General features: G+C 72.0%; 10 protein-coding genes. 4 read left to right on the top strand and 6 right to left on the bottom strand.

The window, feature by feature from the left end; translation table 11 throughout:
* Positions 1–54 precede the first annotated feature (54 nt).
* Both CLV67_RS05830 and CLV67_RS05825 read left to right on the top strand, forming a co-directional pair.
* The gene (locus CLV67_RS05830) at positions 55–801 is read left to right on the top strand and encodes an ABC transporter ATP-binding protein (RefSeq protein WP_106316102.1); all 747 of its coding nucleotides are present in this window, start codon (positions 55–57) and stop codon (positions 799–801) included.
* Positions 791–1,699: an ABC transporter permease gene (locus CLV67_RS05825; RefSeq protein WP_106316101.1), complete on the top strand. Its 909-nt coding sequence runs from the start codon at positions 791–793 to the stop codon at positions 1,697–1,699. Before CLV67_RS05830 ends, CLV67_RS05825 begins: the two co-directional genes overlap by 11 nt.
* Here CLV67_RS05825 and CLV67_RS05820 read toward each other — a convergent pair.
* Positions 1,696–2,571: a hypothetical protein gene (locus tag CLV67_RS05820; protein WP_106316100.1), complete on the bottom strand. Its 876-nt coding sequence runs from the start codon at positions 2,569–2,571 to the stop codon at positions 1,696–1,698. The two genes, CLV67_RS05825 and CLV67_RS05820, sit on opposite strands and share 4 nt — an antisense overlap.
* A gap of 129 nt (positions 2,572–2,700) precedes the next feature.
* Between CLV67_RS05820 and CLV67_RS05815 the strand changes: the two genes are divergently transcribed.
* Positions 2,701–3,420 (top strand): lysophospholipid acyltransferase family protein, encoded by a 720-nt coding sequence (locus CLV67_RS05815; protein WP_106316099.1) that lies wholly within the window; start codon positions 2,701–2,703, stop codon positions 3,418–3,420.
* A gap of 114 nt (positions 3,421–3,534) precedes the next feature.
* On the opposite strand, the gene cspE is transcribed toward CLV67_RS05815, so the two are convergent.
* Positions 3,535–3,738: a transcription antiterminator/RNA stability regulator CspE gene (cspE, locus tag CLV67_RS05810; protein WP_093619181.1), complete on the bottom strand. Its 204-nt coding sequence runs from the start codon at positions 3,736–3,738 to the stop codon at positions 3,535–3,537.
* A 223-nt stretch (positions 3,739–3,961) separates the two neighbouring features.
* On the opposite strand from cspE, the gene CLV67_RS05805 reads away from it, so the two are divergent.
* On the top strand, positions 3,962–4,366 hold the full coding sequence (locus tag CLV67_RS05805) for a pilus assembly protein CpaE (protein WP_106316098.1): 405 nt from the start codon (positions 3,962–3,964) through the stop codon (positions 4,364–4,366).
* A 33-nt stretch (positions 4,367–4,399) separates the two neighbouring features.
* Here CLV67_RS05805 and CLV67_RS05800 read toward each other — a convergent pair whose 3' ends face one another.
* The 4 genes from CLV67_RS05800 to CLV67_RS05785 all read right to left on the bottom strand — a co-directional run bounded on the left by CLV67_RS05800 (position 4,400) and on the right by CLV67_RS05785 (position 13,264).
* Positions 4,400–8,029 (bottom strand): ATP-dependent helicase, encoded by a 3,630-nt coding sequence (locus CLV67_RS05800; RefSeq protein WP_106316097.1) that lies wholly within the window; start codon positions 8,027–8,029, stop codon positions 4,400–4,402.
* The gene (locus CLV67_RS05795; protein ID WP_106316096.1) at positions 8,026–11,715 is read right to left on the bottom strand and encodes an ATP-dependent DNA helicase; all 3,690 of its coding nucleotides are present in this window, start codon (positions 11,713–11,715) and stop codon (positions 8,026–8,028) included. Before CLV67_RS05795 ends, CLV67_RS05800 begins: the two co-directional genes overlap by 4 nt.
* Before the next feature lie 192 nt (positions 11,716–11,907).
* Entirely contained in the window at positions 11,908–12,498 is a 591-nt protein-coding gene (locus CLV67_RS05790; RefSeq protein WP_106316095.1) for an LOG family protein, read from the bottom strand.
* A gap of 1 nt (position 12,499) precedes the next feature.
* Complete coding sequence (locus tag CLV67_RS05785) at positions 12,500–13,264, bottom strand: LOG family protein (protein WP_106316094.1); 765 nt, start codon at positions 13,262–13,264, stop codon at positions 12,500–12,502.
* Positions 13,265–13,418 lie beyond the last annotated feature (154 nt).

The following is a 13,418-nucleotide window of genomic DNA, read 5'->3' as shown; positions in this document are numbered from 1 at the left end:
AGGTTGCTGTCAAGAAGATCACTTGACAGCAACCTTGATGGGAGGAGGGCGAGTATGAGCACGGTTGTCCGGATCGACGATGTGACCAAGCAGTACGGTTCGGGGAGTAGCGCCCTGCTCGCCCTCGACCACGTCTCGCTCGAGGTCGACAAGGGGGAGTTCGTCTGCCTCCTGGGCGCCTCCGGGTGCGGCAAGAGCACTTTGCTCTCGCTGGTGGCCGGCCTCGACAAGATCACTACCGGCACCCTGGACATCGGCGGGCGGCATGTCGCGCTGATGTTCCAGGAGGCCGCCCTCTTCCCCTGGCTCTCGGTGGCCGGCAACGTCGAGCTGCCGCTGAAGCTCCAGGGGGTCGGCCGCGCCGAGCGCCGCAAGCGCGCCGAGGAGCTGCTGGAGATCGTCCGGCTGAGCGGTTTCGGTCACAAGCGGCCGCACGAACTCTCCGGCGGCATGCGGCAGCGGGTCGCGCTGGCCCGGGCGCTCGCCCAGAACGCCGACGTCCTGCTGATGGACGAGCCGTTCGGCGCGCTCGACGCGATGACCCGCGACATCCTGCACGACGAGCTGGAGCGGATCTGGCGCGAGCAGGAGCTCACCGTTCTCTTCGTCACCCACAACGTCCGCGAGGCGGTCCGCCTCGGTGACCGGGTGATCCTGCTGAGCAGCCGGCCCGGCCGGGTGATCGAGGACTTCAAGATCGACCACCCGCGTCCCCGGCGTATCGACTCCCCCGAGGTCTCCGGCCAGGCCGCCGAGATCACCGACCGGCTCCGCGCGGAGGTCGCCCGTCATGCCAACTGAGCTGCCAACCGGTGGAGACACCCTCACCGGATCCCGGCCCGAGGAAAGGGCGACCGCGGCCGACCGGGTCAGCGGACTCGACGCGCTCGAACTGGGCCCGAAGAAGGAAAAGGGCAAGGTCGGCAAGCGGGTCTGGGCGAGCACCTGGCCGAAGCTGCTGGCGATCGCGATCGTCGTCACGGCCTGGCAGCTCGTCTACCTGTCCGAATGGCGGCCGGCGTACGTCTTCCCGGCACCGGCCGAGGTCTTCGCCGAGCTGGGCGAGCTGATCACCGAACCCAGATTCTGGGACGGCGTTCAGCTGACCATGACCCGGGCGATCACCGGTTTCGCGCTGGCCGTGGCGATCGGCACCCTGATCGGTGCCCTGGTCTCCCAGTTCAAACCGCTGCGGGCCGCGATCGGCTCGCTGATCACCGGTTTGCAGACGATGCCGTCGATCATGTGGTTCCCGCTCGCCATCCTGCTCTTCCAGCTCGGCGAGGAGGCGATCCTGTTCGTGGTCGTCATCGGTGCCGCGCCGTCGGTGGCGAACGGCCTGATCAGCGGCATCGACTATGTGCCGCGGACCTGGCTGCGGGTCGGACAGGTGATGGGCATGAGCGGCATCGCGAAATACCGGCACCTGATCCTGCCGGCGTCGCTGCCGTCGTTCGTCTCCGGGCTCAAGCAGGGCTGGGCGTTCTCCTGGCGCAGCCTGATGGCCGGTGAGCTGCTGGTCATCGTGCCGGGCACGGTCTCGATCGGTGTCCGCATGCAGACCGCCCGTGACCTGAACGACGCGGTCGCGGTCCTCGCGTACATCATCGTCGTCCTGGTCATCGGCATCCTGGTCGACCAGTTGTTCAATGCGGCCGACGGCGCGCTCCGCCGGCGCTGGGGCCTGACCGGCAACTAGACCGGCCGGACCGAATCCAGCACCTCGTCCACGATGTGGTCGTACTCGTCGTGGGTGTTGGGAATCGAGACGTAGAGCACCGCTGCCGTCGGCTTGCCGACGTCGACGACCGCCACCGCGGAGAGTTCCGAGGTGGCGGTCAGTCCCGTCTGTCGGAAGCTCAGCCGGAACTCGCTCACCCATGCGGGCCGCCCGCCGAGTGTCGTCAGCTCGTCGCGCAGCGGCTGCATGGTGTTGGGCTGCGGGTAGTACTCGGCACGCACGTCCGCCGCGATCTGCCGGCCGACGCACTCCAGATCCAGCGTGAAGGCGTCGTTGTCGGCGGCCGGGACGGCCGCCGACAGGATCGAGGCGTGGTACCGCCCGCCCTGATAGATCTCGGTCACGATGTGCTGCCCGACCCGGTAGGGAACCTGCAGGGTGCCGGCGTTCCACACCTCGTTCCAGGGGATCCACGGCGCGCCGTACTTCCGGTAGGAGATCCCGGCTTCCTGATCGACGGTCCGTTCCCCGGTCGCCGGCGCCGGGGCGCTCGGGGCCTCGCTGGGCAGGACGCTGGGCGCCGGGCAGGCCTGCGCGAGCGGCGGCCGCACGTCGGCGGGCGGTGCGGCCCGGTCACCGAACGGGTCGCCGTCCCCGCCGAGGATCACCACGAGCAGGACCGTGATCCCGGCCGCGAGGATCGCACCGGCCACCCCACCGAAGATCATCAACTGCCGCCTGCGCCGCTGTGCCCCGTCGGGACGGGGCGGTTCCGGTGGTGCGGGCGGCTGCGACCTCTGCGGCGGTACGCCGTACGCGGTCACCATCCCCGACGACCACGTCCCGCCCGGCCGGTCCGGGACGAAGGCCTGCGGGTGGGGTTCGGACATGCACACCAGTGAACACCACGACCGCGGCGAACGCCGTGGCTACCGCGACGTCCCACACCGGCGGTGAGCCGGGTTTGAAATGTCCGGCCGACCCGCGACGTTCCCAGACTGTTCGGCTACCGTGCTGCCATGGAACTGGTGTATCCCCCGGTCGTCACCCTCGCCAAGACGATGTTCCGCGTGCTCGACAACAAGATCACCGTCGAGGGCGCCGAGCACATCCCCACGACCGGCGGGGCGGTGCTGGCCAGTAACCACTCGAGCTATCTGGACTTCATCTACTGCGGGTTCGGTGCCCAGCCGGCCAAGCGGCTGGTCCGGTTCATGGCCAAGAAGCAGGTCTTCGACCACAAGATCAGCGGCCCGCTGATGCGCGGCATGCGGCACATCCCGGTCGACCGCAAGGCCGGCACCGCGGCCTTCAAGCACGCCATCGACTCGCTGCGCAGCGGTGAGATCGTCGGCGTCTTCCCGGAGGCCACGATCAGCGAGTCGTTCACCATCAAGGCGCTGAAGTCGGGTGCCGCCCGGATGGCCCAGGAGGCCTCGGTCCCGCTGATCCCGATGGCCGTCTGGGGTCCGCACCGGCTCTGGACCAAGGGCCGCAAGAAGGAGCTGACCAAGCGTCACGTGCCGGTCATCATCAGGATCGGCGAGGCGATCCCGGTGCCCGCGGACGCCACCCCCGAGGCGATCACCGCGACGCTGAAGGAGCGGCTCACCGTGCTGCTCGACGCGGTCCAGCAGGCCTACCCGGACAAGCCGGCCGGCCCGGACGACCGCTGGTGGCTGCCGGCGCACCTCGGCGGCACCGCGCCGCTGCCGCCCAGCTCCGCCAACACGGTCTGACCTCAGGCCCTCCCCACAACGCAGCAGGTGGGTGAGATCCGGGCGAACCCGGGTCTCACCCACCTGTCTCTACACGCTGTCGGTCGCGCTAGGCGGCCGAAGTTCAGACGTGAATCAGAGGGCGCGGATGTTGGCGGCCTGCGGGCCCTTCTGACCCTGGGTCACCTCGAACTCAACCCGCTGGTTCTCCTCCAGGGCCCGGTAGCCCGACATCTGGATCGCGGAGAAGTGGGCGAAGACGTCGGCGCCGCCGTCGTCCGGGGTGATGAACCCGAAGCCCTTGTCCGCGTTGAACCACTTCACAACACCGGTAACCATGCTCGTCTCCTCGACGATCGATCATTCCCGACCATTATGGACGGGAACGAGGTAATAAGACCCGCATTCTGTGGGTCTCGTGCTGCCGTACTGATCGCCCTACCGGAGAAACCCGGGTTACGACAAAGAGCGCCTGGGGCAGACTTCCCCACAGGCGCTCCTGAGTACTTGGGAACCAAACTGACAACGATGGGGAGCCTAGCACGGCGAAGGAGGCTGCGAAGTGCTCGGCATAGAAGTGGCGCGGCAGCTGAAGGCTGCCGGACTCACATGGAAGCCACAGCTGGGAGACCGTTTCACCGTTCCCGACCGCGACCTCGACGACGAGCTGTTCGTGCTCAGCAACATGACGATCCAGGTCCACGATCGCCCGGAGGGGCGAATCATCGGCTTCAACGGCACCACCGAGTGGGCGCTCGACGACGTCGATCTGGACGAGGCGCTGTGGCTACCCCGCGAAGATCAGCTTCGCGAGCTGCTCGGCGGCACCTTCCGGTCGCTGCATCAGGACAGGGAAACCTATGTCGTACGGATGGAGCTGCTCGGCGCCGAGCAGGACTTCCGAGCCGGAACCGCCGAGGACGCGTACGCCCAGGCACTCCAGCACCTGCTGGCCGCCGCCCTGTAGAACCCCGGCTGTGTTGTACCGCTGCCTGTGGGGTCATACGGGGATGTCCTCGATCAGGGCGGCCAACTCGGCGGCCTCCATCAGGTCGGCGGGGCGGACAGTGACCTGCTCGCGGACGTAGTGGAAGCCGGCACGGACCTTCCGGACCGGCACCCCGGCCAGTGAGGCCCAGGCGATCCGGTACGCCGAGAGCTGAACCGCCGCGGCCTCGGCCTCCGCACCGGACGGCCGGCGGCCGGTCTTCCAGTCGATCACGTCGAAACGCCCGTCCGGGTCGGCGAAGACGGCGTCCATCCGCCCACGGACCACCACACCGGCCACGGTCGTCGCGAACGGCACCTCCACCTCGACCGGTGTCCGCTCGGCCCACTCACCGGTCAGGAACGCCTCCTGCAGGGCGGCCAGTTCCTCGTCGTCGGCCGCGCCCTCGTCCGCGGCACCCGGCAGGTCGTCGATGTCGATCAGCCGGACCGCGCCGAACCGCTGCTCCAGCCAGGCGTGGAAGGCCGTGCCGCGGCGGGCCTGCGGCGCCGGGCGGTGCGGCAGCGGGCGGCGCAACGACCGGGCCAGCGCCTGCGGATCCTTGCGCAGCACCACGAGCTGCGACACCGACAGGTGGCTGGGCACTGCCACCTCGATCGGGCCGTCCCGCCGGGCGCGCTCGGAGCGCTCGGCCAGCAGCAGTTTCGCCTCGCGGCGCCAGCGGGCGATGTCCGGGTCCGCGGCCTCGGCGGCACGGTCGGCCGCCTCCACCGCCGCGACCAGCCCGGCCCGATCCGGCCCGCCGGCCTCCTCCGGCACACCGGCCCGCTCCAGGTCAGCCCGGTCCGGCCCGCCGGCCTCCTCCGGCACACCGGCCCGCTCCAGGTCAGCCGGGTCCGGCTCGTCAGGGGCGGGAGCGGCCGGAGGTGCTGGTGAGGCTTCGGGTGCGTCGTTCTCCCGTACCGCCCCAGGGGTTGACCAGCCCTGGGGGCCGGGAACCTCGCCCGGACCGGCCAGGCCGACCAGATCGGCCGCCAGGCCCGCCCGTGCCGCCACCTCGGGATCCGCGGCAGCCAGATCCGCGAACGCCTCCGCCGCGGAGGCGTCCGGTTGCTCGATCATGCGACGGATCAGGTCGGCCGCGGCCGCCATCGCCGGACGGCGCAGGCCCAGCGGGTCGGCCGGCCACTCGGCCGTCGGCACCACCTGGTCGCTCGGATTGGTGTCGCCGGGAGCGGGCTCCGGCGTCCAGATGTCGACCACCCCGGCACCGGCCGCGCACGTCTCACGGATCTCGTCGAGGAAGACCGACGGGCCGCGCGGACGTTTCACGCCGTCGCCCCACCAGTAGCCGGAACAGAGCAGCAGGCGGCGTGGCCGGGTCACCGCCACGTACGCGAGACGGCGTTCCTCACGCTCGTCGTGCTCCCGCCAGGCGCGACCGAAAGCGGTCACCGCGGCCGCCACGTCCTTCTGCTCCTCGGCGTCGGAGAGATCCAGCACCGGCAGCCCGGACGCGTCGCCGCGCAGCGGGAACGGCAGCACCCCGATCCCGCCGAGGTAGTGGTCGGAGGCGCGGGCCAGGCCCGGCCAGACACCGCGGCACAGGCCGGCCACCGACACCACGTCCCACTCCAGGCCCTTCGCGGCGTGCGCGGTCAGAATCTGCACCGCGCCCTCGACCACGTCGATCTGGCCCGGTTCCAGGCCGCGCTCCTCCTCCTCGGCGGCGGCCAGGAACGCCAGGAACCCGGCGACCGTGCCCGACTCGTTCTCACCGATGTAGCGGGTCGCGGCCTCACCGAGCGCGTCCAGGTGACCGCGGGCCAGACCGGCGTCGCCGGCCGCCCAGCCCCGCACCGCCACCTCGACGTCCAGGCCGATGGTGCGCTCGATGTCGGCGAGCAGGTCGGGCAGCGGCTGGTCCAGGCGGCGGCGCAGGGCGGCCAGCTCACGGCCGTACTCCTGGAGGCGGCGGTGGCCCTCGGCCGAATAGTTGCGGGGGGCACCGAGGTCGGCCATCGCCTCGACCAGGGTCGCGTCGTCCAGCCGGTCGGTGTTCACCTGCTCCGGGTCGGCGGCCGTCCGGCCGGACGCGGCCACCCGGGCCGCCGCGATCGTCCGCGAGCGCCGGTGCAGGGCCACCAGGTCACGCGGGCCGATCCGCCAGCGGGCCCCCGTCAGCAGCCGCAACAGCGACGCGCCGTCGGTCGGGTCGGCCAGCACCCGCAGCGTGCAGACCACGTCCCGGACCTCCGGGGTGTCCAGCAGACCACCGAGGCCGACCACCTCGACCGGCAGGCCACGGGACCGCAGCGCCTCCTCGATCACCGGGATCTGGCTGCGCACCCGGACCAGCACCGCGCTGGTCGGACGGCGTTCCAGCGGGATCTCACCGGCCGGCGCCCGTGGCAGGCCCGCGGCCAGGCGCCAGGCGGTGAGCATCGAGTCGGCGATCCAGGCGGCCTCGTCGGCGTACGTCGGCAGCAGCGCGCACGTCACGGTCCGCCCGCCGACCGCCTCCGCCGTCCGGTCGGCGGCCTCCAGCCGCTGCACCTGGGCCCGCAGCGGCGCCGAGAGGGTGTTCGCCACCCGCAGGATCTCCGGCCGGTTGCGCCAGCTCCGGGTCAGGGTCCGCACCCAGGCCGGATGGGCGGCCGAGTCGCGGAACTCCTCGGGGAAGCGTTCCAGCGTGCCGGCCGAGGCACCGCGCCAGCCGTAGATCGACTGGCAGGGGTCACCGACCGCGGTCACCGGATGCCCGCCGCCGAACAGGTTGTTCAGCATCGTCACCTGGGCGTGACTGGTGTCCTGGTACTCGTCGAGCATGACGATCCGGAACCGGCCGCGCTCGGTCGCGCCGACCTCCGGATGATCCCGCGCGACCAGGGCGGCCCGGGCCATCTGGTCGCCGAAGTCCATCGCCTCCAGGTCGTGTTTACGCTGCTCGTAGAGTCGGACCAGGGGCAGCAGGGTGAGCCGGTTCTGCTGGCGGCGCAGCACCTCGGAGACGTCCTTGTAGACCCGGCCCGGGTACTCCTGGAGATCGGCGAAGAACCGGCCGGTCCAGGCCGCCAGGTCGTCCGGGCCGACCAGATGCTCGGCCAGTTCGCCGGAGAGGGCCAGGACGTCGTCGGTGACCGTGCCGGGCGCCCGGTTCAGCCCGGTCATCTCACCGGTGTAGGTCCGGACCAGCGAGTCGACGATCTGCCAGCGGGCCGCCTCGGTCAGCAGGCGCGCGGACGGCTCGTACCCGGCCCGCAGGCCGTGCTCGGTCACCACCCGGGCCGCGTACGCGTGATAGGTCGAGATCGTCGGCTCACCGGCCAGGGCCTCGTCCCGGCCCAGGCGGCGGCCCAGCTGGCCCAGCCGGGTCCGGACCCGGTGCGACAGCTCCCCCGCGGCCTTGCGCGTGAAGGTCAGGCCGAGGATCTCACCGGGATGGGCGTACCCGTTCGCGACCAGCCACACCACCCGCGAGGCCATCGTCTCCGTCTTGCCCGACCCGGCGCCGGCCACCACGAGCAGCGGCTCCACCGGCGCCGAGATGATCGCGTCCTGCTCGGCCGTCGGCTCCGGCAGGCGCAGCAGACGGGCCAGCTCACGCGGCGTGAAACGGGGCCCCGCAGCGGCCCGGCGGCGTGGCCGCGGCCCCTCGGCGAACAGCGTCGGCTGGGTCATCGCTCCTCGTCCGGTCCGTTCGGCTCGACGACCTGCCGGCCCTTGCCGGAGATCGGGCAGCTGGTCCGGACCGGGCACACCCGGCACCGGCTGTTCGCCACCGCCGAGAAGGTGGAGGCGGCCATCGCGGCAGCGGTCCGGCGCACCATGCTGTCCGCCCAGTTCGGGTCGGTGGCCTCGGCCAGCGGCACCTGCATCTGCTCCCGGGCGTCCTTGCCGGGGCCCAGCTGCACCAGCGCCGCACCGCCGCTGTCGGTGCCGTAGTCCGCGAACGCTCCCGCGTCGATCGCCGCCTGATAGCCGCCGAGCTGTGCGTTCTCGGCCACCTCGGCGGAGACCGCGGTTGTCTTGCCGGTCTTCAGGTCGATCACCACGAGCCGGCCCGACTCGTCCACCTCCAGCCGGTCCACCCGGCCGGTCAGCTGGATCGGGTTGCGCTCGTCCTCCAGCTGGACGGTGAACTCGTGCTCGATCGCGAGCAGCCGCCTCGGATTCACCGCGAGCCAGCGCAGCAGCTTGTCGACCATGGCCTGGGCCCGCTCCCGCTCCGGCCCGGCCAGCCACTGCGCGGCCAGCTCGATCGAGTCGAACCGGGCCGCCACGTACTCGACCAGCTTCTCCCGGTCGGCGTTCGCGTCCTCGGCCAGCATCGCCGCGTTGTGGACCAGGTTGCCGATGCCCTGCGCCGGTCCGGCCGGGGCGGCGCCGCCGTGGCGTTCCAGCAGCCACCGCAGGCTGCAGCGGAGCGCGCTCTCCATCGACGAAGGGGTGACCTTGACCGGCTCGCCCTCGTCGACCAGCGGGCGGTCATCGGAGAGCGGGCGCAGGCCCCACCACTCGTCCGGATGGGCGCCGTGGACCCCGGCGGCCGCGAGGCGGGCGAGTTCGGCGGCGGCGGCGCGGCGGCGGCTGGGCGTTTCGGAACTTCCCACCACGACGGTACGCAACTCGGCCACCAGTGAGGCCAGTGTCAGGGCCCGGGGCGGCCGGCCCACGGGGAGCTCCGCCTCGTCCTCGATCGCGCCGCTCGGCTCGCCGTCGCCCGGTAGTTCCGCCGGACCCGGGTCCGGTGGTGTGCCGGAGGGGCCCGGGTCCGGCGGGATGTCGGACGGAGCCGGATCCGGTGTCGTGTCCGATGGGCCGGGTGGGCCTTGCGGGCCTCGCGGGCCGGCCGGGCCCTGGGGCGGGTCCGGTGGGCCGGTGTCCCAGGGGTCCGGCGGGTGTCCTCCGCCCGGGCCCCGGCTCGGGGTGGCCAGCTCGGTGAGGAAGCGGCTGGGCTGCTCCTCGCCGACCGAGCCGCCGACGCTCGCCGAGTTCACCGCGGTGACGACCAGGCGGCGGCGGGCCCGGGTGGCGGCCACGTAGAAGAGCCGGCGTTCCTCGTCGAGCAGGGCCGACGTCTCGCCGAGGATGGCCTCCGGGCCGGAGGCGGGACGGCCCGCCAGCACGTCGACGAGGCGTTCGGAGCCGAGCAGGCTGCCGCGGAGCCGCAGGTCGGGCCAGATGCCCTCCTGCACACCGGCCAGGATCACGACCTCCCACTCCAGGCCCTTCGCGGCGTGTGCGGTGAGCAGCCGGACGGCCTCGCCGCGGTCGGCGCTCGGGGCGATCGAGTCGGCCGGCAGCTCCTGGCCGAGGACGTGGTCCAGGAAGACCGAGACACCGGCGCCGGGCAACCGGTCGACGAACCGGGCCGCGGCGTCGAACAGGACCACCATGGCGTCCAGGTCACGATCGGCGGCCTCGGAGCGCCACTCCCGGGCACGGGCCGAGTCGCGCTGATCGGGCATGGGGACGTTGCCGGTGCTCATCGCGTACCACCGGTCGTGCAGGCCGCTCTCCCGCCAGACCGTCCAGAGCACCTGCTCGGCCGAGGCGCCCGGCTCGGCGGCCGCCTCGCGGGCGACGGTCAGCAGCCGTGCGACGTTCTGCGCGGGGCGGGCCCAGCGGCGCTCGACCAGGTCGAGTCCGGCCGGGTCCCGAACCGCGTCGACCAGCAGCTCACCCGACGGGCGGCGGTCACCGGCACTGATCGCCAGCGCCCGCAGGCCCTGCCGCAGCCGCCGTTCGGCAAGCGGGTCGGCGCCGCCCAGCGGGGAGTGCAGCAGCGCGACGGCGGCCTCCTCGTTGAGCGCCTCCGGGTCGACCGCGCAGCGCAGCAACAGCAGGAACGGGGCGACGGCCGGTTGCAGGTGCAGCGGCAGGTCCTCGGCGTGGATCACGGTCGGCACCCCGGCCGCGGCCAGCGCCCGCTGCACCGACGGCTGCTGCAACGTCGTCGAACGCATCAGCACCGCCATCCGCGACCACGGCACCCCATGCAGCAGGTGGGCCTCGCGGAGGGCGTGCGCTATGTAGGCGGTCTCGGCGGCCGTCGACCGGAACGTCCGGACCACCGCCTCCGGCACCACCCCGAAATCAACCGGCGCGGAAGAGGCACTGCGTGGGTGAGGGACGCCGGGAGGAACTGGAGCGGCGGAGGTGTCCGGCGTGGCCGGCGGCGACGATGAAGGGCCGATCGCGGGAGGCGCGGCCGTGGGGGTGATGCCGGGCGGCAGGTCGGCGCGAGGCGATGCGTCAGCGGCCGGCGGCGGGTACATGGGACGGTGGCCCATGGGGCCACGCATGCGGCGGGCGACGCGGCTCGTGGCGGTGAGCAGGGGTGGGGCGGCGCGGTAGTTGGTGTGCAGGCCGACGGTTTCGGCGGGCGCGCCGGAGACCGCGCGGAAACGGGCCGGGAAGGTCTGGACCACGGCCGGGTCGGCGCCGCGGAAGCCGTAGATCGACGAGTCGGGGTCGGCGAACGCGACCAGTGGGGTGCCGCCGCCGGCGACCTGGGCGAGCAGGTCGACCTGGGCCGGGTCGGTCTCGGCCAGTTCGTCGACGTAGACGTAGGAGAGGCGGCGGCGTTCGGCCGCCAGCAGATCCGGCTCGTCGGCGAGCAGGCCGGTCGCGGCGCGGACCAGCTCGGCCGGGTCGTACGCGGCCGAGCCGCGCGTGGTGACGTCGCGGAGGGCAAGGACCGCCACGTATTCACGGAGGAAGCGGGCGGCGGCCGGCCAGTCGTCGCGGCCCAGCTCCTCGCCGAGGCGGGCCAGCTCGATCGGGCCGATGCCGCGCTCGGCGGCTCGTTGCATGAGATCGCGCAGCTGCTGGGCGAAGGCTCTCGTGGGCAGGGCCGGGCGCAGGCCCTCCGGCCAGCCGATCTCGTCCTGCGCGTCCGGGTCGGCCACGACGGACAGCAGCTCACGGATGATCAGGTCCTGCTCGGGGCCGGTGAGCAGGCGCGGGGACGGCTCGCCGCGCTCGGCGGCGGCTCGGCGGAGCAGGCCGAACGCGTAGGCGTGAAAGGTGCGGACCAGGGGCTCGTGGACGATGCGGCCCGGGTCGTCGGCGATCCGGGCCTCGATGCGGTCGCGCAGGGCCGCGGCGCCGCGCCGGCCGAAGGTCAGCACGAGGATGCGCTCCGGGTCGGTGCCCTCGGCGATGCGGGCCGCGACCGACTCGACCAGCAGCGACGTCTTGCCCGTGCCGGGGCCGCCGACGACCAGGAGTGGACCGGAGGCGTGCTCGATGACCCGCCGCTGGACCGGGTCGACCGGCAGCTCGGGCGTCACCGGGCGGGGGCGGCGGACCAGGCGATAGGTGGGCCGGCGCACCGGGGCTGGGGAAACCGGCGTGCTCACGGCACCAATGGAAGCACGCCGGTATGACGTTATTCGCGAGCGGCGTAGCCCGGCCCTCGAAACGAGCGCAACGCCCGAACCGGGAAACGGGCGCGCAGCCCGGCCCCGCGGACGGGCGCACCGCCCGAACCGCGGGACGAACTGCCGAGCCCGGCTCGGGAAGTGAACGCGTAGCCGTACCGAAGGAAGGGGTTAATGTTCTGCCGGGCTCGCCGTGCCGGACGTGGACCGGGGCGGTGCCGCCAGAGCCGCCTCGATCATGTCGATCGCCTCGCCGATCGTCCGGGCGACCAGCAGCATCTCCATGGCCGCGGGCCGGATGAACTTCTGGTCGACCAGGCCGCCGAGCCATCCGACCAGGCCGTCGTAGAAGCCGTCCGGGTCCAGCAGCACGATCGGCTTGCGGTGGACGTCGAGGGTCGCCGTGGTCCAGACCTCGAAGAGCTCGTCGAGGGTGCCGAGGCCGCCGGGCAGGGTGATGAACGCGTCCGACCGGTCGATCATCACGATCTTGCGGGAAGCCATGTCGTCGGTGATGACCAGCTCACCCGAGTTCAGGTCGGCGACCTCGAGATCGACCAGGTACTGCGGAATGATGCCGAGGGTGTGCCCGCCGGCCGAGCGGGCCCCGTCGGTGACGGCGCCCATCATGCCGACGCAGCCGCCGCCGGAGACCAGCGTGTGACCGCGGTCGGCAACGGCCCGGCCGGTCTCGATGGCCAGGTCGATCCGGTGCTGTTCGAGAGTGGTCGAGGAGGCGCAGAAGACGCAGATCGCCGCCACGTCAGCGCTGCCCCTGTGCGGGGTCGGCGTCCGTGATGATCCGGACGGCCTCGGCGACGTCGTCGGTGACCTGGATGAGATCGAGATCCATGGTGCTGATCTTGCCGTCGTCGAGCATCCGGCGCTTCATCCAGTCGAGAAGTCCGCCCCAATATTCGGTGCCCATCAGGATGACCGGGAATCTGGTGACCTTCTTCGTCTGGACCAGGGTGATCGCCTCGAACAGCTCGTCGAGCGTGCCGAAGCCGCCGGGCAGGACCACGAAGGCCTGGGCATACTTCACGAACATGGTCTTGCGTACGAAGAAGTAGCGGAAGTCGATGCCGATGTCGACCCAGGCGTTGAGACCCTGCTCGAAGGGCAGCTCGATGCCGAGGCCGACGGAGACGCCGCCCGCGTCGGTGGCGCCCTTGTTGGCGGCCTCCATGACGCCGGGCCCACCGCCGGTGATCACCGCGTAGCCGGCCTCGGCGAGGGCCGCGCCGAGACTCTCCGCCAGCTCGCACTCGAAACTGTCGGGCGCGCTGCGGGCCGATCCGAAGACACTGACGGCCCTCGGCAGGTCGGCGAGCGTGTCGAACCCCTCGACGAACTCGGAGAGGATGCGCAGCGCCCGCCAGGCGTCCTTGGTCTTCCAGTCGTCACGGTGATGCGAGTCGAGAAGCTTCTGATCAGCCGTGCTCGGGGGGATCGCGTCACGGCGCAACGTGACGGCTCCACGATGACGCTCCGGCCCCGGCTGTCGCCCGTTGGTGCTCTCCGTCATGCCACAAAGGTAGTGCGGACGGCCAGTACCCGGTGAATAACCGGCTGCGTTTCGGTAAGAGGATTGCGACCCGCAGACCTTTTTGCCAGATTGAAGCAACCGACAGTAGCTCTGACGCGTCTGTACAGTTACCGACCTGGCATCACCGGGCTCC

It is taken from the genome of Actinoplanes italicus, from assembly GCF_003001815.1.
Taxonomy (GTDB): Bacteria; Actinomycetota; Actinomycetes; order Mycobacteriales; family Micromonosporaceae; genus Actinoplanes; species Actinoplanes italicus.
This window is presented reverse-complemented; position numbering and strand designations above follow the sequence as displayed.

Bases quoted from the DNA above. Each gene is read 5' to 3' on its own strand.
- CLV67_RS05830 (WP_106316102.1), top strand. From the start codon at position 55: ATGAGCACGGTTGTCCGGATCGACGATGTGACCAAGCAGTACGGTTCG.
- CLV67_RS05825 (WP_106316101.1), top strand. From the start codon at position 791: ATGCCAACTGAGCTGCCAACCGGTGGAGACACCCTCACCGGATCCCGG.
- CLV67_RS05820 (WP_106316100.1), bottom strand. From the start codon at position 2,571: ATGTCCGAACCCCACCCGCAGGCCTTCGTCCCGGACCGGCCGGGCGGG.
- CLV67_RS05815 (WP_106316099.1), top strand. From the start codon at position 2,701: ATGGAACTGGTGTATCCCCCGGTCGTCACCCTCGCCAAGACGATGTTC.
- cspE (WP_093619181.1), bottom strand. From the start codon at position 3,738: ATGGTTACCGGTGTTGTGAAGTGGTTCAACGCGGACAAGGGCTTCGGG.
- CLV67_RS05800 (WP_106316097.1), bottom strand. From the start codon at position 8,029: ATGACCCAGCCGACGCTGTTCGCCGAGGGGCCGCGGCCACGCCGCCGG.
- CLV67_RS05785 (WP_106316094.1), bottom strand. From the start codon at position 13,264: ATGACGGAGAGCACCAACGGGCGACAGCCGGGGCCGGAGCGTCATCGT.